Annotated in this window: 23 protein-coding genes; 21 read left to right on the plus strand and 2 right to left on the minus strand. The window is 70.7% G+C overall.

The annotated features are described in order from the left end of the window. Positions 1-10 precede the first annotated feature (10 nt). Entirely contained in the window at positions 11-1,165 is a 1,155-nt protein-coding gene (locus CGQ25_RS07635; protein ID WP_208712971.1) for an acyl-CoA dehydrogenase family protein, read from the plus strand. A gap of 32 nt (positions 1,166-1,197) precedes the next feature. Here CGQ25_RS07635 and CGQ25_RS07640 read toward each other — a convergent pair whose 3' ends face one another. Next, positions 1,198-1,431, minus strand: coding sequence for a DUF5703 family protein (locus tag CGQ25_RS07640; RefSeq protein ID WP_208712528.1), 234 nt, complete (start codon positions 1,429-1,431; stop codon positions 1,198-1,200). Positions 1,432-1,542: 111 nt separating this feature from the next. Here CGQ25_RS07640 and CGQ25_RS07645 point away from each other — a divergent pair, with 111 nt between their 5' ends. The 3 genes from CGQ25_RS07645 (at position 1,543) to mshC (ending at position 4,036) form a co-directional block, all read left to right on the plus strand. Further along, complete coding sequence (locus CGQ25_RS07645; protein ID WP_208712529.1) at positions 1,543-1,842, plus strand: hypothetical protein; 300 nt, start codon at positions 1,543-1,545, stop codon at positions 1,840-1,842. Between the two features lie 64 nt (positions 1,843-1,906). Then, a complete protein-coding gene (locus tag CGQ25_RS07650; protein ID WP_208712530.1) occupies positions 1,907-2,746 on the plus strand; it encodes an undecaprenyl-diphosphate phosphatase in 840 nt (279 codons plus the stop codon). Positions 2,747-2,755: 9 nt separating this feature from the next. After that, the gene (gene mshC / locus CGQ25_RS07655; RefSeq protein WP_208712531.1) at positions 2,756-4,036 is read left to right on the plus strand and encodes a cysteine--1-D-myo-inosityl 2-amino-2-deoxy-alpha-D-glucopyranoside ligase; all 1,281 of its coding nucleotides are present in this window, start codon (positions 2,756-2,758) and stop codon (positions 4,034-4,036) included. 16 nt (positions 4,037-4,052) lie between these two features. On the opposite strand, the gene CGQ25_RS07660 is transcribed toward mshC, so the two are convergent. Further along, on the minus strand, positions 4,053-4,958 hold the full coding sequence (locus CGQ25_RS07660; RefSeq protein WP_208712532.1) for a PAC2 family protein: 906 nt from the start codon (positions 4,956-4,958) through the stop codon (positions 4,053-4,055). A 59-nt stretch (positions 4,959-5,017) separates the two neighbouring features. On the opposite strand from CGQ25_RS07660, the gene CGQ25_RS07665 reads away from it, so the two are divergent. From CGQ25_RS07665 to CGQ25_RS07745, 17 genes are all read left to right on the plus strand, one after another. Continuing rightward, the gene (locus tag CGQ25_RS07665) at positions 5,018-5,764 is read left to right on the plus strand and encodes an HAD family phosphatase (RefSeq protein ID WP_208712533.1); all 747 of its coding nucleotides are present in this window, start codon (positions 5,018-5,020) and stop codon (positions 5,762-5,764) included. After that, on the plus strand, positions 5,761-6,900 hold the full coding sequence (locus CGQ25_RS07670; RefSeq protein WP_208712534.1) for a site-2 protease family protein: 1,140 nt from the start codon (positions 5,761-5,763) through the stop codon (positions 6,898-6,900). The genes CGQ25_RS07665 and CGQ25_RS07670 overlap by 4 nt, the downstream gene beginning before the upstream one ends. Positions 6,901-6,926: 26 nt before the next feature. Beyond that, positions 6,927-7,931 (plus strand): tRNA (adenine-N1)-methyltransferase, encoded by a 1,005-nt coding sequence (locus tag CGQ25_RS07675; RefSeq protein WP_208712535.1) that lies wholly within the window; start codon positions 6,927-6,929, stop codon positions 7,929-7,931. A 177-nt stretch (positions 7,932-8,108) separates the two neighbouring features. Further along, positions 8,109-9,860, plus strand: coding sequence for a proteasome ATPase (gene arc / locus CGQ25_RS07680; RefSeq protein ID WP_208712536.1), 1,752 nt, complete (start codon positions 8,109-8,111; stop codon positions 9,858-9,860). An 8-nt stretch (positions 9,861-9,868) separates the two neighbouring features. Then, positions 9,869-11,515: a depupylase/deamidase Dop gene (gene dop / locus CGQ25_RS07685; protein WP_208712537.1), complete on the plus strand. Its 1,647-nt coding sequence runs from the start codon at positions 9,869-9,871 to the stop codon at positions 11,513-11,515. Positions 11,516-11,640: 125 nt separating this feature from the next. Next, positions 11,641-11,847: a ubiquitin-like protein Pup gene (locus CGQ25_RS07690; RefSeq protein ID WP_208712538.1), complete on the plus strand. Its 207-nt coding sequence runs from the start codon at positions 11,641-11,643 to the stop codon at positions 11,845-11,847. Between the two features lie 8 nt (positions 11,848-11,855). Continuing rightward, positions 11,856-12,665: a proteasome subunit beta gene (prcB, locus tag CGQ25_RS07695; RefSeq protein ID WP_208712539.1), complete on the plus strand. Its 810-nt coding sequence runs from the start codon at positions 11,856-11,858 to the stop codon at positions 12,663-12,665. A 1-nt stretch (position 12,666) separates the two neighbouring features. Continuing rightward, positions 12,667-13,386: a proteasome subunit alpha gene (prcA, locus tag CGQ25_RS07700; RefSeq protein WP_208712540.1), complete on the plus strand. Its 720-nt coding sequence runs from the start codon at positions 12,667-12,669 to the stop codon at positions 13,384-13,386. A gap of 3 nt (positions 13,387-13,389) precedes the next feature. Next, positions 13,390-14,766 carry a Pup--protein ligase gene (gene pafA / locus CGQ25_RS07705; RefSeq protein ID WP_208712541.1) on the plus strand — a complete coding sequence of 459 codons (1,377 nt, stop codon included), beginning with the start codon at positions 13,390-13,392 and terminating at the stop codon, positions 14,764-14,766. Between the two features lie 79 nt (positions 14,767-14,845). Continuing rightward, positions 14,846-15,796: an FKBP-type peptidyl-prolyl cis-trans isomerase gene (locus tag CGQ25_RS07710; protein WP_208712542.1), complete on the plus strand. Its 951-nt coding sequence runs from the start codon at positions 14,846-14,848 to the stop codon at positions 15,794-15,796. A gap of 45 nt (positions 15,797-15,841) precedes the next feature. Continuing rightward, positions 15,842-16,237, plus strand: a complete 396-nt coding sequence (locus CGQ25_RS07715) for an FKBP-type peptidyl-prolyl cis-trans isomerase (protein WP_208712543.1) — start codon at positions 15,842-15,844, stop codon at positions 16,235-16,237. Positions 16,238-16,311: 74 nt separating this feature from the next. Further along, on the plus strand, positions 16,312-18,306 hold the full coding sequence (locus CGQ25_RS07720) for a YafY family protein (protein ID WP_208712544.1): 1,995 nt from the start codon (positions 16,312-16,314) through the stop codon (positions 18,304-18,306). Between the two features lie 10 nt (positions 18,307-18,316). Then, entirely contained in the window at positions 18,317-18,673 is a 357-nt protein-coding gene (locus tag CGQ25_RS07725) for a hypothetical protein (RefSeq protein WP_208712545.1), read from the plus strand. 24 nt (positions 18,674-18,697) lie between these two features. Then, positions 18,698-18,961, plus strand: a complete 264-nt coding sequence (tatA, locus tag CGQ25_RS07730; protein WP_208712546.1) for a Sec-independent protein translocase subunit TatA — start codon at positions 18,698-18,700, stop codon at positions 18,959-18,961. 43 nt (positions 18,962-19,004) lie between these two features. After that, positions 19,005-19,799 carry a twin-arginine translocase subunit TatC gene (gene tatC, locus CGQ25_RS07735; RefSeq protein WP_208712547.1) on the plus strand — a complete coding sequence of 265 codons (795 nt, stop codon included), beginning with the start codon at positions 19,005-19,007 and terminating at the stop codon, positions 19,797-19,799. 27 nt (positions 19,800-19,826) lie between these two features. After that, complete coding sequence (locus CGQ25_RS07740) at positions 19,827-22,805, plus strand: RNA helicase (RefSeq protein ID WP_208712548.1); 2,979 nt, start codon at positions 19,827-19,829, stop codon at positions 22,803-22,805. Positions 22,806-22,845: 40 nt separating this feature from the next. Continuing rightward, on the plus strand, positions 22,846-24,507 hold the full coding sequence (locus tag CGQ25_RS07745) for an amidohydrolase (RefSeq protein WP_208712549.1): 1,662 nt from the start codon (positions 22,846-22,848) through the stop codon (positions 24,505-24,507). Positions 24,508-24,568: the final 61 nt, after the last annotated feature.

The raw sequence follows: 24,568 nt of genomic DNA on the forward strand, positions 1-24,568 counted from the left end.
AACCATGCCGCTGGACCCCGAGGCCGTCCTCCCCGACACCCTGCTGGAGGAGATCCGCTCGCGCGCGGCGGGCTACGACGAGCGCAACGAGTTCCCGCACGAGGACTTCGACGCCCTCGTCTTGGCCGGCTACCTCAAGGCGTTCGTCCCCGAGTCCGAGGGCGGGCTGGGAGCGGGCCTGGCCGACGTCGTGCGCCTCCAGCGTCGCCTCGCCGCCGCAGCGCCCGCCACGGCGCTTGCGGTCAACATGCACCTCGTGTGGACGGGCGTGGCCAAGGTCTTCGCCGACCGCGGCGACACGAGCCTTGACTTCGTCCTGCGCGAGGCCGCAGGCGGCGAGGTCTTCGCGTTCGGGATCTCGGAGGCCGGCAACGACTCCGTGCTCTTCGACGCCAACACCGTCGCCGAGCCCACGCACGACGGCGGGTACCTCCTCACGGGGACGAAGATCTTCACGTCCCTGGCCCCCGTGTGGACCCGCCTCGGCACCTTCGGCAAGGATGCGAGCGGCGACGAGCCCCGCCTCGTGTACGGGTTCGTGGACCGCGACGCCCCCGGCTGGCGCCATGTCGAGGACTGGGACACGCTCGGCATGCGTGCCAGCCAGTCCTATTCGACGGTCCTGGAGGGCGCTGTGCTCCGCCCCGAGCGCGTCATCCGGCGCATCCCCGTGGGTCCGAGCCCGGATCTGCTGATCTTCGCGATCTTCGCGTGCTTCGAGACGCTCCTGGCCGCGGTCTACACCGGCATCGCCGAGCGCGGGCTCGAACTCGCCGTCGCAGCCGCGCATCGCCGGAAGTCAGCCCGCAACGGCGGCCGGCCCTACGCGCAGGACCCGGACATCCGCTGGCAGGTGGCCGAGATGGGCCTCGCCGTCGACGCGATCCTGCCGCAGCTGGGCACAGTAGCGGCCGACGTCGACGCCCTCGTCGACAGGGGTCCGCGCTGGTTCCCGGCACTGAGCGGACTCAAGCACCGGGCCACCGAGACCGCCCGGACGGTGCTTGACGGCGCCATGAGGGTCGGGGGAGGAGCGGCCTACTTCAGGGGAAGCGAGCTCGAACGGCTCTACCGGGACGCGGCCGCAGGCGTGTACCACCCGTCCGACCCGGAGTCCGCGCACGCGAGCGTCGCCGCCGCGCTGCTGGGACCCCTCGAGGACTGACGCCGGCGCGGGGCCGACGCCCGCGGCCCGCCCTACGCGGTGCGCTCGACGAGCATGATCTTCCGGCGCAGCCAGTACTGGCGCCCGCCGCCCATGTAGAGGCGGCTGCGCTCGAGTTCCCATCGTCCGTACTCGGAGTGCTCGCGCACGCGCTGCCGGGCGTCCGCCACGGAATCCCCCGGCGCGACCGAGAGGACCAGGTACTCGTACTGCCTCCCCGCTCCCGCTGCGCGGTCGGGCGTGGTGGTGAGGATCCGTTCCTTCATGGCCCTCGCTTCCTCCTGCTGGGTCGACTGGGCGAACCTCGCGTCAGGTCCCCGGAAGGTCCCCGGACACGTCCCTAGGCACGCCCTCCCATTCAGACTACCGTGGCACCCATGAGCATTGACCCGCGCGTGGCCCTCGGTTCGCTGACGGCTGCATTGGAGGAGCACCTGGTGGCGGCGTCATCCCGCCGCGGCGACGACGACCCGGCGGTGGAGTCCGCCTTCTTCGCCATCGCCGACGCCTTCGAGGCCTACGCGGACGCGCTCTACGACGCCTACGGGGAAGACCTCCCCATCGACCTCCTCGACTCGGACGACGACGATGACGACGAGGATGAGGACGACGACGAGTCCACCGAGGAGGACGAGGACGCCGAGGAGGACGCCGCGCGCGAAGGTGGCGGCGCCTGACGGCCTCGCCGTGCGGCGGCACCGCCTGAGGGGCGAGGGAGCGGCGGCCCACTAGAGTGGCCCCGTGAATTACCTCGAAGCCGCCTTCCTCGGCCTCATCCAAGGGCTGACCGAGTTCCTCCCCATCTCCTCGAGCGCGCACCTGCGCATCGTGGGGGAGTTCCTGCCCAACGCGGAGGACCCCGGGGCGGCGTTCACCGCGATCACCCAGCTCGGCACCGAGACGGCCGTCATCATCTACTTCTGGCGGGACATCGTCCGCATCATCGGCGCCTGGTTCGCCTCCCTGACCGGCAGGATCCCGCGCAACGACCCCGATGCCCGCATGGGCTGGCTCGTGATCATCGGAAGCGTGCCGATCGTCATCCTCGGCCTGCTCTTCCAGGACCAGATCGAAACGGTGTTCCGGAGCCTTTGGCTGACGGCGACGACCCTCATCGTCTTCGGGCTCATCCTCGCGACGGCGGACGCCCTCGGCCGGCACGTGCGCACCCTGGACCGCCTCGGGACCCGCCACGGCGTGATCTACGGCTTCGCCCAGGCCCTCGCTCTCATCCCCGGCGTGTCCCGCTCGGGCGGCACCATCACCGCAGGCCTGTTCATGGGCTACACGCGGGAGGCCGCCGCGCGGTACTCGTTCCTGCTCGCGATCCCGGCTGTCTTCGGCTCGGGCCTGTACCAGCTTGCCAAGAGCCTCCGCGACGGCTTCGGCAGCGGTCCCTACGGCCTCGGTGAGACGGCCGTGGCCACCGTGATCGCCTTCGTCGTGGGGTTCGTCATCATCGGCTGGTTCATGCGCTACATCTCCTCGCGCTCGTACCGCCTGTTCGTCTGGTACCGGATCGGTCTCGGTGCCGCCCTGTACGTGCTCCTCGGTTTCGGTGTCATCTCGGCCGGGCACTAGGCTGGTGAGGTGAAAACTTGGAGGCAGACCCCCGTTCCACAGCTGCCCGGGACGAGCGGCTCGATCCGGCTGTTTGATTCCCGGCTACGGGACACGGTCGAGATCCCTGCCGCCCCGGAGCAGTCGTTCTACGTCTGCGGCATCACGCCCTACGACGCGACGCATCTCGGCCATGCCTCCACCTATGTGGCCTTCGACCTCCTCAACCGCGTGTGGCGCGACGCGGGAAGCACGGTTAAGTACGTGCAGAACACGACCGACGTCGACGACCCGCTCCTCGAGCGGGCCGACGCCACCGGCGTTGACTGGCGGACGCTCGCGCGCCAGCAGATCGCGCTGTTCCAGTCCGACATGGAAGCGCTGCATGTGCTCGCCCCCGACCACTACGTCGGCGCGGTCGAGTCGATCCCGTGGATCATTCCCGAGGTCGAGAAGCTCCTCGATGCGGGCCTCGCATACCAGCTCGCCGGAGCCGAAGGCGAGCCGGACGGCGACGTCTACTACGACGTCACCGAGGCCACCCGCCGTGCCGACTCGCCGGACGCCTGGAGGCTCGGCCACGTCTCGCACCTGACCGTCGCCGAGATGATCGAGGTCTTCGGCGACCGCGGCGGCGACCCCGAGCGGCCCGGCAAGCACAGCCCGCTCGATCCGATCCTCTGGCGCGAGGCGCGCCTCGGCGAGCCGCACTGGGACGGCGGCACGCTCGGCCCCGGCCGCCCCGGATGGCACATCGAGTGCACGGTGATCGCACGCAGGTTCCTCCCCGCCCCGTTCACGGTCCAGGGGGGCGGCTCCGACCTCGCGTTCCCGCACCACGAGATGGGGGCGGGCCACGCCTGGAGCATGGATCACGTGCCCCTCGCCCAGCACTTCGCACACACGGGCATGGTGGGCTACGAGGGCGAGAAGATGAGCAAGTCCCGCGGAAACCTCGTCCTGGTGTCGAAGCTGCGCGCCGCCGGCGTCGACCCCGCCGCGATCCGCCTCGCGATCCTTGCCCACCACTACCGCTCCGACTGGGAGTGGACCGACGAGCTGCTCGACGCCTCGGTGCGCCGGCTCGAGAACTGGCGCGGCGCCGTCGTGCGCGCCCTGCCCGGTTCCGCCGAACCGCTGCTGGCGGAGATCCGCGGTGCCCTCGCCGACGACCTGGACGCACCGCGCGCCCTCGCGGCCGTGGACAAGTGGGCCGACGACTGCGCGGCCAGCACCCCGGGCGGCGCGGAGACGGACGACGGCGCGCTGGTCAGCGCGGCGGTCGACGCGCTGCTCGGCGTGGCGCTCTAGCCGCGCCGGAGCGCGCTCAGCCGAGGTCGCGCCCGGGGCCTTCCTTGCCGCGGCGCTTGAGGTACCGCTCGAACTCCCGGGCGATCGACTCGCCCGTGGCCTCGGGGAGGTCCGCCGTGTCCTTGGCCTCTTCGAGCTGGTGGATGTAGGCGGCAACCTCGGGGTCCTCGGTCGCGAGCTCGTTGACGCCGCGCTCCCACGCCTCGGCGTCCTCGGCGAGCTCGTTCGTGTCGAGCGGGATCTGGAGCATCTCCTCGATCCGGTGGAGCAGGGCCAGCTGCGCCTTGGGGGACGGCGCCTGGGCGACATAGTGCGGCACGGCCGCCCACAGGGACACGGTCGGCGTGCCGTGGTGGTCCGCGGCGTCGGCGAACACGCCGACGATCCCCGTCGGTCCCTCGTACTGGGACGCCTCGAGGGAGAGCCGCTCGCGCAGCTCGTCGTTCTCGCTGGTCGCCGTCACCGGGATGGGCCGCGAGTGCGGGACGTCGGCCAGCAGCGCCCCGACCACCACGAGGTAGTCCACCTCGAGGTCCTCGACGTACTCCAGCAGCTCCTCGGTGAACGCGCGCCACCGGTACGAGGGCTCGGTGCCCTGCACGAACACCAGATCCACCGGGTGTCCCGGGACGCGGGCGGTCGAGACCTTCGTGGTGGGCCACTTGATCCGGCGCCGGCCCGAACCCGAGCGGCGCACGGTCGGGCGGGTGAACTGGAAGTCGTAGTAGTCGTCGGCCTCGGTCGCGCCCACCTTCTGGGCATCGAACTGCCGACGCAGGAACCTCAGCGCGTCGCTCGCGGCCTCGCCGGCGTCGTTCCAGCCCTCGAAGGCTGCGAGCATGACGGTCACGCGCTCGCCCTCGGCCGGGGGCGCGAAGAGGCCCGGGTGCGGGGCCGGTGCATCGGCGTCGAACTCGTTCATCGCACCAGACTAGCGCCAGCCGCCGGAGGGCCATCGGAAGCCACCGTAGACTGGTGCATATGCGTCTCCCTGCCGACAACTCCGCCGACAGCCCTGTGTCCAGCCAGCTCGCGCCGCTCCGTGCCGTCCTGTGGGACATGGACGGCACCCTCGTCGACACCGAGCCCTACTGGATCACGGCCGAGCGAGAGCTCGTCGAGCGGTTCGGCGGGAAGTGGAGCCATGAACAGGCCATGCGCCTTGTCGGCCAGGCGCTCCCGACGTCCGCCCGCCTCCTGCAGGACGGGGGCGTCCGGATGGACGTCCGCGAGATCATCGACACGCTCACCGGGCGGGTCGTCGAGCAGCTCGGCAGCGCCGTGCCCTGGCGCCCCGGTGCGCGCGAGCTCCTGACTGGGCTCCGAGAGGCCGGCGTAGCGTGCGCCCTGGTGACGATGTCCGAGGCGCCCATGGCGCACCGCATCGTCGACCACCTGCCCGAGGGAACCTTCTCGGCTGTCGTGACCGGCGACCTCGTCGCCAACGGCAAGCCCCACCCCGAGCCGTACCTGCGGGGGATCGAGCTCCTCGACGCCGAGCTCGGCGGCCTCGAGGCGGCCGAATGCGTGGCCATCGAGGACTCGACCCCCGGCGCGACCTCCGCGACCGCCGCGAACCTGGCCACCGTCGTCGTGCCGAACGCCCTCGCGGTTCCCGTGCACCTCGGCGTGGAGCACTGGGAGACCCTCGCGGACCGCACCCCGGCCGACCTCGCGAGGACCCTCCGGGCGGCCATCGAGGCGGCGTCCGTCGGAGACCCCGCGTGAGCGGCGGCCACGAGGCCGAGAACCGGCGCGAGGGGATTCCCCTCGGACGCATCGCGGGCGTTCCCATCGTCCTCGCCTACTCCTGGTTCCTCATCGCCGGATTCACGGTGGTGGCCTACGGGCCGACGCTGCAGTCGCGGCAGCCGCAACTCGGGGCGGCGGCCTACCTCGTAGCCTTCGCGTACGCCGTCCTGCTGCTCGCGTCGGTGCTGGTCCACGAACTCGCCCACGCCATCACCGCGCGGGCGTTCGGCTGGCCGAGCCAGAAGATCGTGCTCAACCTGTGGGGCGGCCACACGCAGTTCGAGTCCTTCACAGCATCTCCGGGGAAGTCGGTCGTCGTCGCCCTGGCCGGACCCGCCGCGAACTTCGTCCTCGCAGGCGTGGGATGGCTCGTGGTCACGACCGTGCACCTGACGGGTGTCGCCGACATCCTCGTGAACATCTTCCTGTGGGCCAACTTCCTCATCGCGGTCTTCAATGTCCTGCCCGGCCTGCCGCTCGACGGCGGCCGCATCGTGGAGAGCGCCGTGTGGAAGACCACCGGCTCCCAGGAGAAGGGCACCATCGCCGCTGGCTGGACCGGCCGGGCGATCGTGATCGGACTCGTGCTCTTCGCCGTCGTGGTGCCGATGGCAAGCGGCGCCTCGCCGGACCTGCCCTTCATGATGGTCACGCTCCTCGTCGCCATGTTCCTGTGGCAGGGAGCCTCGGCCTCGATCCGGCACGCGGGGTTCCGCACCCGCCTGCCCGCCGTGGTCGCCGGGCGTCTGGCTGTGCCCGCGGTCGGCGTGCCGAACTTCGCCACCGTCGAGCAGGCCCTGCAGGCCGGCGCCTCGGCGGGGACCGCCGTCGTGCTCTGCGCACCGGACGGGAAGCCCCAGGGCGTGGTCGACCCGAGCGCGGTCGCCCGCGTCCCCGAGACGGCATGGGCGACGACGCCGGTCACCGCCGTCGGCTACGCCCTGGCCCCGGGGGCGTACGTCCCTGACACCGCGGGCGGCCAGGAGCTCATCCAGTACCTCGCCAAGCTCTCGGGCACCGAGTACGCGGTGGTCGACGGGGCCGGGCGTGTCGTGGGGCTCCTGAACCAGCGCGACGTCGTCGCGGCCATCTCCGGCCGTCCCGCCCGCTAGTCCGGGCACCTCTGAGAAAGGACACCATGAGCCTGAGCACCCAGCACACCGCCGCGGAAGGACCCACGGGGGCGGCGCAGCGCCGCGGGCCGTTCCGTGTCGGCGAGCGCGTGCAGCTGACCGACGAGCGAGGGCGGATGAACACCATCACGCTGGCTGAGGGCGGCGCGTTCCACACCCACAAGGGATTCCTCAACCACTCCGAGATCATCGGCAGGCCCGACGGGTCCGTGGTGACGAACACGGCCGGGCACCAGTACCAGGCCCTGCGGCCGCTGCTGAGCGACTTCGTCCTCTCGATGCCGCGCGGCGCCGCTGTGGTCTATCCCAAGGACGCCGGGCAGATCGTGACCATGGCGGACATCTTCCCCGGCGCGCGCGTCGTCGAGGCGGGCGTCGGTTCCGGCGCGCTCTCCATCTCGCTCCTGCGGGCCGTGGGCGACGGCGGCTACCTCCACTCGTTCGAGCGGCGCCAGGAGTTCGCCGACATCGCACGCGGCAACGTCGAGACCATCTTCGGCGGCCCGCACCCCGCGTGGAGGATCTCCCTCGGCGACTTCCAGGACGAGGTGGTCAAGGCTGAGCAGCCCGGCAGCGTGGACCGCGTGGTGCTCGACATGCTTGCGCCCTGGGAGTGCCTCGACGCCGTGGCCACGGTCCTCGCGCCGGGAGGCGTCTGGATCAACTACGTGGCGACGGCCACCCAGCTGTCCCGGACCGCGGAGGCCATCCGGGCCGACGGCCGCTTCACCGAGCCCGACGCCTGGGAGTCCATGGTCCGCGGCTGGCACCTCGAGGGGCTCGCGGTGCGGCCCGAGCACCGCATGGTGGGCCACACCGGCTTCCTCCTCGTGACCCGTCGGCTCGCGGAGGGGGTCGAGCCCCTCGTGCGGAAGAAGCGGAACAAGGCCGAGTTCAGCGAGGAGGACCTCAACGCCTGGACCCCCGAGTCGGTGGGGGAGCGGCAGGTCTCCGACCGCAAGCTCCGGCGCGCCGCGAGGGACGCGAGGGCCGGATCTCCGGAAGCCTGACCACCCGCTGTCCACCATCCGGAAACCCTGATGTAACTCTTCGGTTCCAAGCGCCTCCCTGACGCAGCGCGAGCGGAAAGGCGCGCTAGTGTCGTTTCATGAGGGTGCATCCGGGCAGGTTCCGGGTGCAGGGTGGCCGCAAGCCAGCCGCCCGTGTCGAAGAGGATGTGAGACGCGATGGTGGACAACGAACAGGCCGGACCGGGCCGCGAGCCCGTCCCGCCGGCTGCACATGCCGAGCAGCTGAGCATCGCGGAACGGCAGATCAACGTGCTCCGCGACAAGCTCCGGGCGGTCGACCGGCAGCTGGCCGCAGCTACCGGGAACAACTCGCGCATGACCGAGATGCTCCAAGCGGCCAAGGCCGAGATCGTCCGGCTCAAGGCCGCGCTCGAGCACGAGGGCCAGCCGCCCTACAGCTTCGGCAGCATCGTCCAGCTCAACCGCAAGCGCCCGGCCGGGGGCGCCTCGACCGCGGTCACCGACGAGAGCGTCGACGTCGTCACTTCGGGCCGCAAGATGCGCGTGGGACTCAGCCCCCTCGTCTCCCTGAACGAGCTCAGCGTGGGGCAGGAAGTCCTCCTCAACGAGGCCTTCGAGGTCGTGGCGGGCCTCGGCTTCGAACGCTCCGGCGAACTCGTGACCATCAAGGAGCTCCTCGGCAACGACCGCGTCCTCGTGATCGGACGCGGCGACGAGGAGCGCGTCCTCCGGCTGGCGGGTCCGCTCCAGCTCGAGCGCCTGCGCGTCGGCGACGCCGTGGCGGTGGACAACCGCACCGGCTGCGCGATCGAGAAGGTGCCGCGCTCCGAGGTCGAGAACCTCGTGCTCGAAGAGGTGCCGGACATCAGCTACTCCGACATCGGGGGTCTCGCGTCGCAGATCGAGCAGATCCGCGACGCCGTGGAGCTCCCGTTCCTCCACCCGGACCTCTACCGTGAGCACGGGCTGAAGGCGCCCAAGGGCATCCTCCTGTACGGCCCTCCGGGCTGCGGAAAGACGCTCATCGCGAAGGCCGTCGCCAATTCCCTGGCGGTGCGGGCCTCGGAACGTCCTGGAGCGCAGGACGTCAAGAGCTACTTCCTGAACATCAAGGGGCCCGAGCTCCTCGACAAGTACGTTGGCGAGACGGAGCGGCACATCCGCCTCATCTTCTCCCGCGCCCGGGAGAAGGCCTCGGACGGCAGCCCGGTCGTGGTGTTCTTCGACGAGATGGACTCGCTGTTCCGCACCCGCGGCACGGGCGTGTCCTCCGACGTGGAGACGACCATCGTGCCCCAGCTGCTGAGCGAGATCGACGGCGTCGAAAGGCTCGACAACGTCATCGTCATCGGCGCGTCCAACCGCGAGGACATGATCGACCCCGCGATCCTGCGGCCCGGGCGGCTCGACGTGAAGATCAAGATCCACCGGCCGGATGCCGAGGCGGCGGCAGACATCTTCTCGAAGTACCTGACCGACGACCTGCCCATCCATGCCGAGGACCTCGCCGAGCACGGGGGCGACGCCAACGCCACGGTCGGGATGATGATCCAGCGCACCGTCGAGGCCATGTACGCGACGGACAAGTCGACCGAGTACCTCGAGGTCACCTACGCCAACGGGGACACGGAGATCCTGTACTTCAAGGACTTCAACTCCGGGGCGGTCATCCAGAACGTCGTGGACCGCGCGAAGAAGGCCGCGATCAAGGACCTCCTCACGACGGGTTCCAAGGGCCTGCGCATGGACCACCTGCTGCGGGCTGTGGCAGACGAGTTCCGTGAGCATGAGGACATGCCCAATACGACGAACCCTGACGACTGGGCACGGATCTCTGGCAAGAAGGGCGAACGGATCACGTACATCCGCACGATCGTCCAGGGCAAGGGCGGCAGCGAGCCCGGCCGGACCATCGAGACCACGCCGAGCACCGGCCAGTACCTGTAGGGAGCCGCATGAGCAGCGAGACCACTCCGGCCCTCCCCGCGGGGGGAGCCCTGCGGGTCATGGGCTCGGAGACGGAGTTCGGCATCCACGCGCCCAGCACTCCGGCCGCGAACGCGACCTACCTGTCCTCCCAGGTCATCGCGGCGTATGCGCGGCTGACCCGGCAGGCCAACGCGGCCGACTCGGGCACCCGCTGGGACTACACGGATGAGACGCCTCTGCGCGATGCGCGCGGGTTCACGGTGCCCCGGGCCGAGGCGACGCCCGACCAGCTCACCGACGCCGAGCCGATCCTCACCGCCGAGGCGGTTGCCCTGGCCCACGGCCCGGCGGAGATCGAGCTCGACGGCGACCAGGAGCCGGCGCTCATGAACCTCGTCCTCGGCAACGGGGCGAGGCTCTACGTCGACCACGCCCACCCCGAGTACTCGAGCCCGGAGGTGACCAACCCGAGGGACGCCCTCGTGTGGGACCTCGCGGGCGACGCCGTGGCCCTCGCGGCCGTGCGCGCGCTCGCCTCGGGCGGGGAGCGGGTTCCTCCCGTGAACCTGTACAAGAACAACACCGACGGGAAGGGCGCCTCGTACGGGTCCCACGAGAACTACCTCGTGCCCCGGTCTGTGCCCTTCGCGGACCTCGTCGCGGGCCTGACACCCTTCTTCGTCTCGCGCCAGCTCATCTGCGGCACAGGACGTGTGGGGCTCGGGCAGGACGGGACCGGACGCGGTTACCAGGTGTCCCAGCGAGCGGACTACTTCGAGGCTGAAGTCGGCCTCGAGACGACAATGCGCCGGCCCATCATCAACACCCGCGACGAGCCGCACGCCGTCGCGGACAAGTACCGGCGCCTCCACGTCATCGTCGGCGACGCGAACGTGAGCCATGTGGCGAACTACCTCAAATTCGGGACGACGGCCCTCGTACTCAGCCTCATCGAGGCGGGCCGCGCGCCGAAGATCGACGTGCACGAGCCGGTGGACGCCATGCACCGCCTCAGCCACGACACGTCCCTGACCGAGACCGTCCGGCTCATCGACGGGCGCCGCCTGACCGGCCTCGAACTCCAGTGGGCCTACTTCGAAGCGGCAGCGAAGCTGGCCGCGGACCAGGGCGTGGCCTCCGAGGAGGGCGGCGACGGTCACACTGCGGAAGTCCTCAGGCACTGGGAGCGGGCACTGACCGATCTTGGCGGCAACCAGGACGCCGCATCGCGGTACGTCGAATGGCTCGCCAAGCTCCGCGTCCTCGAGGGCTACCGGAACCGCGACGGCCTCGAATGGGGGGACGCCCGGCTCGGGCTCGTCGACATCCAGTGGTCGGATGTGCGGCCCGAACGCGGCATCGCCCTGAGGCTCGCCGCGCGCGGCTCCCTCGAGACGATGGCGGACGCCGCTGCCGTAGCTGCCGCCGTCGTCGAACCCCCCGTCGACACGCGCGCATGGTTCCGCGGCACGAGCATCAAGAGGTTCCCCCGCAGCGTCGTGAGCGCGAGCTGGGACTCCGTGGTGTTCGCCCCGCCCGGCAGCTACCGGCTCCAGAGGGTGCCCACGCGCGAGCCGCTGCGGGGAACGAAGGCCCTCACGCATCGGCTCTTCGACGAGCACGAGAGCATCGAGGACTTCCTCGCGGCGCTGCTCGGGGACCGCCGGACGTAGGGCGCTGACCCGGTCCGCGCCGCTCCGTGACACGCGCCGGAAAAGTGACAGTATAGGGAGCAGAAGGGGTCTTTCGGGACCGAGGCGCCGCCGCCCCGGCAGCGCCACAACGCAAGGAGGCGGCCATGGCCGGTCAGGAGCAGAAGAGCACGCAGCCGCGCGGCGAGGAAGAGGCTGTCGACACCGACGCGCCCGCACCCGCCGCTCCCGCTGGCGCGCAGGACACCGCGAGCACCCAGGGCGTGGATGACCTTCTGGACGAGATCGACAACGTCCTCGAGACCAACGCCGAAGAGTTCGTCCGCGGCTTCGTCCAGAAGGGCGGCCAGTAGGCCCCGGTATGAACGACTTCCTCGCTGAACGCGTTGTTGCAGGCGCGACCTCGTCATTCACCGAGCATCTGGCGGCAACAAGACCAGATCTCCTTCCATTCACCCGCAGCCTGCCCGTCGACGCCTCGGCGGTGGCCCCCCATGCCACCACGATCGTGGCGCTCGCGTTCGCCGGGGGAGTCCTGATGGGCGGTGACCGGCGTGCGACGATGGGCAACATCATCGCGAGCCGGCACATCGAGAAGGTCTTCCCCGCCGACCGGTTCTCAGTGCTCGGCATCGCGGGGACTGCCGGGATCGCCATCGACATCGCCCGCCTCTTCCAGGTCGAACTCGAGCACTACGAGAAGATCGAGGGCACGCTCCTGAGCCTTGAGGGCAAGGCCACCCGCCTCGGGGCGATGGTCCGCGGAAACCTCCCGCTCGCGCTTCAGGGCCTCGCCGCCGTCCCGCTCTTCGCCGGCTTCGACCTCGAGAGCGGTGTGGGGCGCCTCTTCTCCTACGACGTCACGGGCGGACGGTACGAGGAGATCGAGCACCACTCGGTGGGCTCCGGCTCGATGTTCGCCCGCGGCGCTCTCAAGAAGCTCTGGCGCCCCGGGCTGTCCGAGGAGGACGCCGTCCACGTGGCCGTCGAGTCGCTCTACGATGCGGCGGACGACGACTCCGCCACCGGCGGCCCCGACCCCGTCCGCCAGCTGTGGCCCGTGGTCTACACGGTGACGCGCTCGGGAAGCCGGCGTGTGAGCGAACGGGAGCTCGCGACCATCGCGGCAGACGTCATTGCCCAGCGGAGCACCGCAGGACGGGAGGCCTGACATGACCCAGCCGTTCTACGTCTCGCCCGAGCAGCTCATGAAGGACCGGGCAGACTTCGCCCGCAAGGGCATCGCCCGGGGACGCTCCGTCGTCGTCGTCAGCTGCCACGACGGCATAGCCCTCGTCGCCGAGAACCCGTCGCCGTCCCTGCACAAGATCGGCGAGATCTACGACAAGATCGCCTTCGCGGCAGTCGGCAAGTACAACGAGTTCGAGAGCCTGCGCCAGGCCGGCGTGCGGTACGCGGACGTCCGCGGGTACTCCTACGACCGCGAGGACGTCACCGGACGCGGGCTCGCGAGCGTGTACGCGCAGAGCCTCGGCGCCGTCTTCACGGCGGAGCAGAAGCCCTTCGAGGTCGAGCTCACCGTTGCCGAGGTCGGCAGCGACGTCGACCACGACCACCTCTTCAGGCTCACGTTCGACGGCTCGATTGCCGACGAGCGCCGCTTCGTCGTCATGGGCGGCGCCGCCGAGCGGGTCGCCGAGGCTGTGATCGACGGGTGGACCTCCGAGGCCTCCTTCGGGGAGGCGATCAGGCTCGCAGCCCGCGCGCTCCGCGAGGACCGCACCGAGCCGCTGGCCTTCGAGGTGGCGGTGCTGGACCGCGACTCCGAGACCGCCCGCGGCTCGCGGCGCGCCTTCCGCCGGGTCTTCCCGGACGAGCTGGCCGGGATCCTCGACGGCGACGACGCGCTCGGCGCGCCGGGACGGGCCTGAGCCGTGGACCGCAGGATCTACGGAGTCGAGACAGAGTTCGGGATCGCCTACTCGAGCCCCCAGGGCCGGCCGCTCGCGCCGGAGGAGGTGGCACGGTACCTGTTCCGCAAGGTCGTGAGCTGGGGCAGGTCCTCCAACGTCTTCCTCGGCAACGGTTCCCGGCTGTACCTCGACGTGGGCTCGCACCCGGAGTACGCCACCGCCGAGTGCGACGACGTCGCGCAGCTCATCGCGCACGACCGCGCCGGGGAGCGCATCCTGGTCGACCTGATCCAGGAGGCTGAGTCGCGGCTGGCCGAGGAGGGCTTCGACGGCCACGTCTACCTCTTCAAGAACAACACGGACACTGCCGGGAACTCCTACGGGAGCCACGAGAACTACCTCATCCCGCGGCGCACCGAGTTCTCGCGCCTCGCCGAGGTGCTCATCCCGTTCCTCGTCACCCGGCAGCTGCTGTGCGGCGCCGGCAAGGTCCTGCGCACCGCCCAGGGGCCTGTGTACGCGTTCTCCCAGCGCGCAGACCACATCTGGGAAGGCCTGTCGTCCGCCACCACCCGGTCTCGCCCGATTATCAACACCCGGGACGAGCCGCACGCCGACGCAGAGCACTACCGCAGGCTCCACGTGATTGTCGGGGACTCGACGATGTCCGAGACCACGACCATGATGAAGCTCGGCACCGTGGACCTCGTGCTCCGCATGATCGAGGCGGGCACCATCATGCGGGACATGCGCATGGAGAACCCCATCCGCAGCATCCGCGAGATCTCCCACGACGTCACCGGGGCAGCCCCGATCCGCCTCGCGAACGGGCAGCAGACCACGGCCCTCGCGATGCAGCGGACCTATCTGGAGAAGGCCCAGAAGTTCGTCGTCGAGAACGGGGCGCACACCCCGCACGTCGAGCGCATCCTCGGACTCTGGGAGCGCACGCTCGACGCGATCGAGAGCCAGGACACGCGGGGCATCGACACCGAAGTGGACTGGGCCATCAAGAAGAAGCTCATCGACCGGTACTGCGAGAGCCACGGCGTGGACCTCGACTCGGCGCGGGTCGCTCAGCTGGACCTGACCTACCACGACATCAGCCCGGACCGCGGGCTGTTCTTCCTCCTGCAGAGGCGTGGGGCCGCGGCGCGCGTGGTCGACGAGGCGGCGATCGCCAACGCGGTCCAGAACCCGCCCCAGTCAACGAGGGCCCGGCTGCGGGGCAGGTTCGTCAAGGCGGCGCAGGCCGCCGGCGTCGACTACACCGTCGACTGGGTCCACCTCAAGCTCAACGACAGGGCCCACCACACGATCCTCTGCAAGGACCCGTTCGCCAACGAGGACCCCCGGGTCGACGAGCTCCTGGACACGCTCAGGCCCTTCACAGGCTGAAACGGTAGGCTTGGACCGGCCATATCGGCCTGTCCGCCGCCACCGTGGCGTGGCGGGAACCCCCACAGGAAGTTGATCAGTGCGCCGAATCATCGCCCTGCTGCTGCCGCTTGCCCTGCTCGTGGCCGGCTGCGCGAGTACCCCGTCCGCCCCCACGCCGTCCAGCGCCGGGCAGGTCGCAGCCCTCGACTCGCTCAAGGTCACCCCCGGGGACAAGGCCCCGGCCGTGGACTTCGCCAAGCCGCTCGCCGTCAACGAGGAGACGATCAAGGTCGTCCAGCAGGGCGACGGCGACGCCGTCAAGGCGGGCCAGACGGTCGAGATCGGCTACGTGGCGCTCAGCGGCGCGGACGGGTCGGTGCTCGAGGACACGTTCTCCTCCGGGAACACGGAGAAGCTCGAGCTCTCAGACGAGCTCAAGTCCGGCAACGCAGCCGTGTACAACGGGTTCGTCGGGGCCAAGGTGGGCTCCTACCTCGCCTACGCGACCCCCGCCCAGGCGAGCCAGGCGCAGGCCGGGGCGTCGCCGTCGGCCTCCCCGTCCGCCGCGCCGTCGTCGACGCTGCTGGTCATCAAGGTCATCTCCGCGAAGGACACGCCCCAGCCGCTGTCCAAGCCCGAGGGCGACACGGTCACCGACCTCCCCGCCGGCCTCCCCAAGGTCACCCAGGACGACAAGGGCGTCCCGCAGATCGACGTCGCCGGCGCAGCGAAGCCGACCGCGCTCGTCTCGCAGGACCTCATCAAGGGCCACGGCGACACCGTCAAGGAGACCGACTCGATCGTCGCGAACTACGTCGGCGTGAACCTCTCCGACGGCACCAAGTTCGACTCCAGCTACGACCGCGGCCAGAGCGCGACCTTCAGCCTCCAGGGAGTCATCCAGGGCTGGACGAAGGGCCTCGCCGGCAAGACCGTCGGCTCCCGCGTGCTCCTCGTCATCCCGGCCGCCCTCGCCTATGGTGATCAGGGACAGGGCCAGGCCAAGGGTGACCTCGTGTTCGTCGTGGACATCCTGGGCATCAAGTAGCCTTCAGCGCATCACCCGACCCAGCACCTACACCAGGGAGGCACCATGTCCTTCGGACAGCGCCAGTACGACCGCCAGAAGCCCGAGATCGAGTTCCCGGAGGGCGACGTCCCGACCGAGCTCAAGATCGTCGACCTCATCGAGGGCGACGGCCGCGAGGCCACCGCGGGCGACACCGTCTCGACCCACTACGTGGGCGTCGCCTGGTCCACCGGCGAGGAGTTCGACTCGTCCTGGAACCGCGGCACCCCGCTCGACTTCCGCGTCGGCGTCGGCCAGGTCATCCAGGGCTGGGACCAGGGCCTCCTCGGGATGAAGGTCGGCGGACGCCGCCGCCTCGAGATCCCCTCCGAGCTCGCCTACGGCTCCCGTGGGGCCGGCGGCGCGATCAAGCCGAACGAGGCGCTCATCTTCGTCGTGGACCTCGTCGGCGTGCGCTGAGGCGCGGCACCGCACGACGGCGGGCGGCGGGCAGCGTGTGCTGCCCGCCGCCCGTTTCGCTATAGCCTGCTGAAGTGTCCGAAGCGAAGACATCACGCCTCCTGAACCTGCTCATCGCGCTGCTGCACACTGAGCTGGGCCTCTCGCGCGACCGCATCCTGCGCGACATCTACGGGTATGACCCTGCTTTCGGGGAGGAGCCGGACGATGAGGACCCCGAGAAGGTCGCCGTGCTGCGCAAGTTCGAACGGGACAAGAACGACCTGCGTGCGATGGGCGCCGTCATCCTCGAGGAACAGGGTTTCGAACGCTGGGACAGCACCGAGGAGGTCCCGAAGTACCGGATCGACCCGAAGGGCTTCCGCCTCCCTCCACAGCAGTTCACCGCCGAGGAGTCCACGTGGCTGGCCCTGGCGGCCCTCGCCTGCGACGACGCCGTGGCCGGCGCCGACGCGCAGCGAGCCCTGCGGCGCCTCGAGGCTGCCGGGGCGCTTCCCGAGACCCCTCCGTCGCAGGTGCAGCCTCGCGTCCGGCTCGATCCCCACTGGCTCGCCCTCACCGACGCCGCAGCGCGCGGAGCCGAGGTCACGTTCGACTACCACGCGACGAGCACGGGCGAGACGCGGCGCCGCCGCGTGCAGCCGTGGGGCCTGGGCCAGCGCTTCGGGCAGTGGTACCTCGCCGGGCTCGACGTCGACCGGGGCGGACAGCGGGTGTTCCGCCTCTCGCGCATCCGAGGCAACGTCGCCGTGGGGGAGCCGGGCGCGTTCGCCCCGCCCGAGGAGGGCGCGCTCCAGCGCGCCCTCGACGGCCTCGATGCCGTTCCCGAGCGCAGGGCGCGCCTCCGCATCGCCGAAGACCGGGCCCTCGAGCTGCGCCGGCACTGGGAGCCCCGCGGTCCCGGACCGGCCGGGTGGGACGTCGGGGACCTCGCGTACCGCGACGTGTCCTTCACGGCGGAACGGATCTCGGGCTTCGGCGACGCCGTCGTGGTCGAGGACCCGCCCGAACTCGCCGCAGAGGTCGTGGCGCGCCTGAGGGGCGCCCTCGACGCGCTCGGTTCCCGTGGCGCTGACGAGGTCGTCCAGATCAAGCCAACCCGGAAGATCACGAGCGGGCAGGAACGCCTTGAGCGGCTCATGGACCTCGTGCCCTTCCTCCTCGGCGGCCCCGTGACGGTGGAGGACATCGCGGAGCGCTTCGGCATGACGCAGCGGCAGGTCACCCAGGCGCTCGACCTGCTGCAGGAAGCCGGCCCCATCGACTCGGCGGGCTTCCAGAGCTACATCGAGATCCTCGTCGAGGACGGAGTCGTCACGGTCGCCAACGCGGACGAGCTGGCCCGGCCACGCCGTCTCAGCCCGGGGGAGGCGGTCGCGCTCCAGCTCGGGCTCAAGGCACTCCTGCCTCTGGCAGGACGCGAGGCGACCGACGCGCTGCTCCGCCTGGCGGACCGGGTGGGTGCGGTCGCCGTCGCCGGCGGGCAGGGCCTGCCCCAGGTGGACGTCCGCTCCGAGCCGCAGCGCAACGCAGAGCTCATCCCGCTCCTCTCATCCGCAGCCCGGGCAGGTGCAACGCTCCTGCTGAGGTACATCAACCCGACCAAGGATGAGGTGACTGAACGCCGCATCAACCCCCTCGGCCTCTTCTCGGACGGCGACCGCTGGTACGTCAACAGCTACTGCCATCGGGCGCAGGCACGGCGGGTCTTCCGCGTGGACCGGATCGAGTCGGTCGAGCCGGCCGAGCCCCTGCCGCTGCCCGACGGCTTCGAACCGGGCACAGGCTCCGTCTTCATGCGGGGTCCCGACGACGTCGAGGTGACCCTCCGGCTCGCCCCGCAGGCACGCTGGGTCGAGTCCAGCTACGAGACCGAGGACGGCCGGGATCTCGTCGACGGGAGCCGCCGTGTGCGCCTGCACGTCGCCGACCTGGCCTGGCTCCCCGCATTCCTCGCCCCGTTCGGAGGTGCCGCCGCCCTCGAGGGCCCCCCGGATGCGGTCGAAGCGGCGCGGGCCTGGCTGGTCAGCGCCCTCGCGCGGTACGGCGGTGCGACGCCGACCCGATAGTCTGGATCCCGTGCCGTGGTGGTCGTGGGTCCTCATCTGGGTGGCGCTGAGCGCGTGCACCGTCACGTTCCTCGTGCTCGCCGGGGTCTACCTCGTGCGCAAGAGCCTTGCCCTCATGCGCGACGCGAGCGCGGCGCTGGGCGAGATCGCGGAGCGGCCACCCGCGGCGGAGGGGCTCGCCCACGACGACGAGGCCTCGCCATCCCGCCGTGCGCCCGGCAGCGCCGTGTTCGCCGACCCGGACCTCATGCGCCGCGAGTACGAGGAGGGCCGCGAACTGCGCCGCCTCTCGCGCCGCGACAGGAGGGTTGCGCGCCGCCGCCGGCGGGGACAGCCGCAGTCGCTGCACGACCTCGGCCTCATCTAGACTTTAAGCAACGAAAGGATTCTTGTGGGACGCCTGTTTGAAAGCCCTTGGCCCATCCTCATCATCATCATCGTGGCGCTGCTCCTCTTCGCCGCTCCGAAGCTCCCGGGGATGGCCCGCAGCCTGGGCCAGTCGATGCGGATCCTCAAGTCCGAGGTCAAGGAGATGAAGAACGACGGCAAGCAGACGCCGGAGTCCTCCTCCGCGGCAAGTGAGCAGCCGGTCGAAGGCAAGGTCATTCCGCCGAAGGGCAATGACCAGGGCAACGGCTCAGCTCCGCGCGTCTGACGTGGCCTCTGCCAAGGGGCGGAAGGCCAATCCCGAAGGCCGGATGCCGCTGCTCGATCATCTCAAGGAGCTCAAGAACAGGCTGATCAAGTCCGCGATCGGTGTCCTCGTCGGCGCTGTCGCGGGCTGGTTCCTGTACGACCCGGTGCTCGAGGCGCTCCAGGAACCCGTCCGGAAGATCCAGGAGCACACCGGCGGCGTCTCCTCGGTCAACTTCAGCTCGATCGCGTCGCCGTTCGACTTCAAGCTCCAGCTCGCCATCCTTATCGGCGTCGTGATCTCCAGCCCGGTGTGGATCTACCAGGTGTGGGCCTTCGTCATGCCAGGCCTGACGAAGAAGGAGCGCCGCTACACGCTCGGCTACATGGCTGCCGGCGTGCCCCTCTTCCTCGCAGGCGTGTGGGTCGGCTGGCTCGTCACGCCGCAGGTTGTCCGCGCACTGACCCAGTTCACCCCCGAGGGCTTCTCGAACATCATCGACGGCCGCGACTACGTGGACTTCGTCACGCGCATGCTGCTCTTCCTGGGCCTGGCCTTCCTTGTCCCCGTGCTGCTGGTGGGCGTCAACGCCGCAGGCATCCTGCCCGGCAAGACCATCCTCAAGGCGTGGCGCGTGACCGTGTTCCTGGTCTTCGTCCTCGCGGCGATCGCCGCGCCGGGCGCGGACGCGCTGTCGATGTTCATGCTGGCCGGCCCTCTCCTCATCCTCTTCTTCGCCGCGATCGGCATCTGCATCCTGAACGACCGTCGCCGCGAGCGGCGCCAGCTCAAGCACCAGGAGGAGACCGACGCCATCGCGGACACCCCGACCTCCCGCGAGGACCTCGAGAAGTTCTGAGCTCCGGCAGGGGTCTAGGCTTGAGGCATGTCAGAGGCCGCCGAGAGCATGTCACCCGCCGAACGCTACGCGGCAGCGGCCCAGCGGAGGGCGTTCGCCAAGACGGAACTCGGAGCCTTCTCCGCGACAGTCGACTTCCCGCTCGACCCCTTCCAGAAGGATGCCTGCCGAGCTCTGGAGGCCGGGAAGGGGGTGCTCGTCGCCGCCCCGACGGGTGCCGGGAAGACCATCGTCGGCGAGTTCGCCGTCCATCTTGCCCTCCGGCAGGGCCTCAAGGCCTTCTACACGACGCCGATCAAGGCCCTCTCGAACCAGAAGTTCGCAGAGCTCGCCGCGGTCCATGGTGCAGAGAAGGTCGGCCTCCTGACCGGAGACACGACGATCAACGGCGAGGCGCCGGTCGTGGTGATGACCACCGAGGTGCTGCGCAACATGCTCTACGCAGACTCGGACACGCTCAGCGGACTGGGCTACGTGGTGATGGACGAGGTCCACTACCTTGCCGACCGCTTCCGCGGCGCCGTCTGGGAAGAGGTCATCATCCACCTCCCGCGCGACGTCCGGCTCGTCTCGCTGAGCGCCACCGTCTCCAACGCCGAGGAGTTCGGCGCCTGGCTCGACACCGTGCGGGGCGAGACAGAGATCATCGTCTCCGAGCACCGTCCGGTGCCGCTGTGGCAGCACGTCCTCGTGGGACGCGAGCTCGTGGACCTCTTCGCGACCCGGCAGTCCTTCGAGGACCTTGCCGACGCGCACGACCACGACCGCGAAGCGGGCGGCACCGAGGGCGCTGACGACGGCGAGCCACTGGCCCATGCCGACGCGGCGCCGTCGGGCGAGGCATCTGTCAACGAGCTGACCGCAGTCAACCCGGAGCTGGTCGAGCTCGGCCGGCGGGAGACCCAGCAGCTGTACCGCGGCCGCTTCGGCCACGGCGGGCGCGCCCGCAGGCGGGAGGAGCGCCAGCGCGGCGAGAAGCAGTCGGCGCGGCCGGGGCGTCCGGGCGAGGGCGGGCAGCTGCCGGGAACGCGGGCGAGCCGCCCTCAGATGGTCCAGTCCCTCGAACGCCGGGGGCTCCTCCCGGCCATCGACTTCATCTTCTCGCGGGCCGGCTGCGACGCGGCCGTCCAGCAGTGCCTCGACGCCGGCCTCGACCTGACGTCGCCCGAGGAGAAGGCCCAGATCACCACCGCCGTCGACGAGTCCGCGACGGACATCCCTCCGGCCGACCTCGCTGTCCTCGGGTTCTGGAGCTGGCGCGACGGCCTCCAGCGAGGCTTGGCAGCACACCACGCCGGGCTGCTGCCGACCTTCAAGGAGACCGTCGAGAAGCTCTTCGCCGCTGGACTGGTCAAGGTCGTGTTCGCGACGGAGACGCTCGCCCTCGGCATCAACATGCCCGCGCGCAGCGTCCTGATCGAGAAGCTCGAGAAGTTCAACGGCGAGGCCCACGTCGACATCACGGCGGGGGAGTACACCCAGCTGACGGGACGCGCGGGACGGCGCGGGATCGACGTCGAGGGCCACGCCGTGGTGCAGTGGCGGCCCGGCCTCGACCCGGCGGCGCTTGCCGGCCTGGCCTCGCGGCGCACCTACCCGCTCAACTCGAGCTTCCGGCCCACCTACAACATGAGCATCAACCTCGTCGCGCAGTTCGGCCGGGAGCGGGCCCGGAGCATCCTCGAGAGCTCGTTCGCCCAGTTCCAGGCGGACCGCTCGGTCGTGGGCCTCGCCCGGCAGGTGCGCAGCCGCGAGGAGTCCCTCGCGGGCTACGAGAAGGCCATGACGTGCCATCTGGGCGACTTCGCCGAGTACTCGCGGATCCGGCAGGAGCTTTCCGACGTGGAGAAATTCGCCTCCCGGGAGGCAGGGCGTGCCCGCCGCTCCATGACCGTGGACTCGCTCGCGCGGCTCGTCCCCGGCGACGTCGTGGAGATCGGCGAGGGACGCCTTTCCGGGAGTGCGGTGGTCCTCACCTCCGACACGAACGCGCGTGAGCCCCGCCCGCAGGTGCTCACATTCGACCGGAACGTCCGCCGGATCGGCCTGCATGACATCGACGGCCCGGTCGAGCCCGTCACGCGGATCCGCATCCCCAAGAGCTTCGACGCCAAGCGCCCGAAGGACCGCCGGGACCTCGCCGCCTCGCTGCGCCACGCCGTCGAACGCGCGCGGATCGATGGGACCGATGCCCGCACGGCCGGGCGGGGGAGGCGCTCTCGGCGGGACTTCGCCTTTGCGGGCGGCTACCAGGACACCGAGCGCCGGATCACCGAGCTGCGGCGGCAGCTCCGGTCCCATCCCTGCCACGGCTGCGCCGAGCGTGAGGACCATGCGCGATGGGCGGAACGCTGGTTCCGCCTGCGGCGGGAGACGGACCGCCTCGTGTCGCAGATCCAGGGCCGCACCAACACGATCGCCAAGACGTTCGACCGCGTGTGCGAGGTCCTCGAGTCGTACGGGTGCCTGGTGAAGGGCGACGCGGGCCTCGAGGTCTCGGCAGCCGGCCAGCAGCTGCGGCGGATCTATGGGGACAAGGACATGCTCACCGCACTCTCCCTGCGCGGGGGTGCGTTCGACGACGTGGACGCCGCCGAGATCGCGGCGCTGGCCAGCATCCTCGTCTACCAGGCCAAGCGTGAGGAACGCGGCCTGACCCCCAAGATGCCGAGCGTCTCGCTCGACGTCGCCGTCGACGTCGTGCTGCGCGAATGGTCCCAGCTCGAGGACGCCGAGGAGCAGCACAGCCTCCAGCGCACCGCGGAGCCCGACTTCGGCCTCGTCTGGCCGATCTACAAATGGGCACGCGGCCGGGACCTGCAGAACGTGCTCTCGGGCACGGACCTGGCCGCCGGCGACTTCGTGCGGTGGGTCCGCCAGGTCATCGACCTCCTCGACCAGCTCGCCGACGTCCCGGGCATCGAGCCTCGGCTGCGCCGACTGTGCAACGAGGCGATCGGCCTCCTGCGGCACGGCGTCGTCGCGTACTCGGCCGTCTCGGAGTAGGCCCAGCACGTACCCACACACCGGAAGCAGGAACACCACCATGTCCGATGAGCGCAGGCTCACCCTCTACCGCAACGGCTCCGTCTACTCCGCGGCCGACCCGTTCGCCTCCGCGATGCTCGTGGACGGGGGGACGGTCGCCTGGCTGGGCTCGGAGCAGGCCGCCACCTCCCTCCAGGACTCGACGATGGAGGTGGTCGACCTCGACGGCGCCCTCGTGGCGCCCGGGTTCGTCGACTCCCACGTCCACATCACCGACACCGGCCTGGCGCTCGGCTCCTTGGACCTCTCCGGCGTCCGATCGGCCCGCGAGCTGCTCGAAGCCGTGGCGGCGGCGCGTCGGGCCGGCGACCAGCGCGGCGTCGTCCGCGGCTACGGCTGGGACGAGTCCACGTGGTCCGATCCCGCGCTCCCCACCGCCGAGGAGCTCGCCCGCGCTGCGGGGGGCCCGGCGTTCCTCGCCCGGGTCGACGTCCACTCCGCCCTCGTGACGCCTGATCTCGTCGAGGCGGCCGGGATCGCCGGTGCCGGGAGCGCCGAGGGGCTCGACGGCGCCCTCGTCAGCCGCGACGCACTCCCCGCCGTCCGCGCGGCCGCGCGCCCTGCCGACGATGCGGAGGTGCGCTCCCTGCAGGACCGGGCCCTGGCCTATGCCGCCTCCCGGGGCTACGTGGGCCTCGTCGAGCAGGCCTCGCCGCGCCTGTCCGGCCTGCGGGACCTCCAGCTCCTGCTCGACCGCCAGGACGGCCACGACGGGCCCGCCCCGCAGGTCATGGCCTACTGGGGCCAGCTCGCGGGCTCTGCCGAGGAAGCCCGGGGCATCCTCGACGGCCTGGGAGTAGAGGTGCTGGGACTCGCGGGAGACCTCACCGTGGATGGCTCGATCGGCAGCCGAACGGCCCTCCTGGCCGAGGACTACAGTGACGCTCCGGGGAACCGTGGGGTCGGCTACCTCTCCGCCGACCAGATCGGCGACCACCTCGCGGCGTGCTCCGGGCTCGGCATCCAGGGCGGCTTCCACGTGATCGGCGACGGCGCCCTGCAGCTCGTGCTCGCCGGGCTCGGCATCGCCGCCGGCCGCGTCGGCGCCGCGAGCGTGCGCTCCGCCGGGCACCGCCTCGAGCACGTGGAGATGGCGTCCGAAGCGGACGCGGCCGCGCTCGCCGAGTATGCGGTCACCGTGAGCGCGCAGCCCCTCTTCGACGCGACGTGGGGGCATCCCGGCGGCCTGTACGAGGCGCGGCTGGGGGAGCGGAGAGCGGGGATGAATCCCTTCGCCCGGTTCTACTCCGCAGGGGTGCCGATCGCCTTCGGCTCGGATTCCCCCGTGTGCGCCCTCTCCCCCTGGGAGAGCGTGCGCGCGTGCCTCACCCACTCAGACCCCGCGCAGCGGATCTCCGCCCGGGCGGCCTTCATCGGCCACACGCGGGCCGCATGGCGCGCCGCACGGCACAGGAACCCCCTCATGGGCCAGCTGGTGCCCGGCGCGCCCGCGAGCTTCGCCGTGTGGGAGGCGGACGAGCTCATGGTGCAGGTCGCCGACGAGCGCGTCGCGGCCTGGAGCACCGACCCCAGGGCCCGCACCCCGCTGCTGCCCGCCCTTGACAGCGATCGCCTGCCGGAATGCCTCCAGACCGTCCACGAGGGCCGGGAGCTGTTCCGCGTCCCGGGCTTCGGACGGGTGGTTGACACAGCCCGGTGACCCCGTAGGATCGTTGTTCATCGGGTCTTTCAGGGCCCGCGGCTGGCCCGGTCCCGCCAGT

It is taken from the genome of Sinomonas sp. R1AF57 (assembly GCF_002224485.1).
Taxonomy (GTDB): domain Bacteria; phylum Actinomycetota; class Actinomycetes; order Actinomycetales; family Micrococcaceae; genus Sinomonas; species Sinomonas flava.

Coding starts and splice junctions, on each gene's coding strand:
- CGQ25_RS07640 (WP_208712528.1), bottom strand. CDS start 1,431: ATGAAGGAACGGATCCTCACCACCACGCCCGACCGCGCAGCGGGAGCG.
- CGQ25_RS07645 (WP_208712529.1), top strand. CDS start 1,543: ATGAGCATTGACCCGCGCGTGGCCCTCGGTTCGCTGACGGCTGCATTG.
- CGQ25_RS07660 (WP_208712532.1), bottom strand. CDS start 4,958: ATGAACGAGTTCGACGCCGATGCACCGGCCCCGCACCCGGGCCTCTTC.
- CGQ25_RS07665 (WP_208712533.1), top strand. CDS start 5,018: ATGCGTCTCCCTGCCGACAACTCCGCCGACAGCCCTGTGTCCAGCCAG.
- CGQ25_RS07675 (WP_208712535.1), top strand. CDS start 6,927: ATGAGCCTGAGCACCCAGCACACCGCCGCGGAAGGACCCACGGGGGCG.
- arc (WP_208712536.1), top strand. CDS start 8,109: ATGGTGGACAACGAACAGGCCGGACCGGGCCGCGAGCCCGTCCCGCCG.
- dop (WP_208712537.1), top strand. CDS start 9,869: ATGAGCAGCGAGACCACTCCGGCCCTCCCCGCGGGGGGAGCCCTGCGG.
- CGQ25_RS07690 (WP_208712538.1), top strand. CDS start 11,641: ATGGCCGGTCAGGAGCAGAAGAGCACGCAGCCGCGCGGCGAGGAAGAG.
- prcB (WP_208712539.1), top strand. CDS start 11,856: ATGAACGACTTCCTCGCTGAACGCGTTGTTGCAGGCGCGACCTCGTCA.
- prcA (WP_208712540.1), top strand. CDS start 12,667: ATGACCCAGCCGTTCTACGTCTCGCCCGAGCAGCTCATGAAGGACCGG.
- CGQ25_RS07715 (WP_208712543.1), top strand. CDS start 15,842: ATGTCCTTCGGACAGCGCCAGTACGACCGCCAGAAGCCCGAGATCGAG.
- tatC (WP_208712547.1), top strand. CDS start 19,005: ATGCCGCTGCTCGATCATCTCAAGGAGCTCAAGAACAGGCTGATCAAG.
- CGQ25_RS07740 (WP_208712548.1), top strand. CDS start 19,827: ATGTCAGAGGCCGCCGAGAGCATGTCACCCGCCGAACGCTACGCGGCA.
- CGQ25_RS07745 (WP_208712549.1), top strand. CDS start 22,846: ATGTCCGATGAGCGCAGGCTCACCCTCTACCGCAACGGCTCCGTCTAC.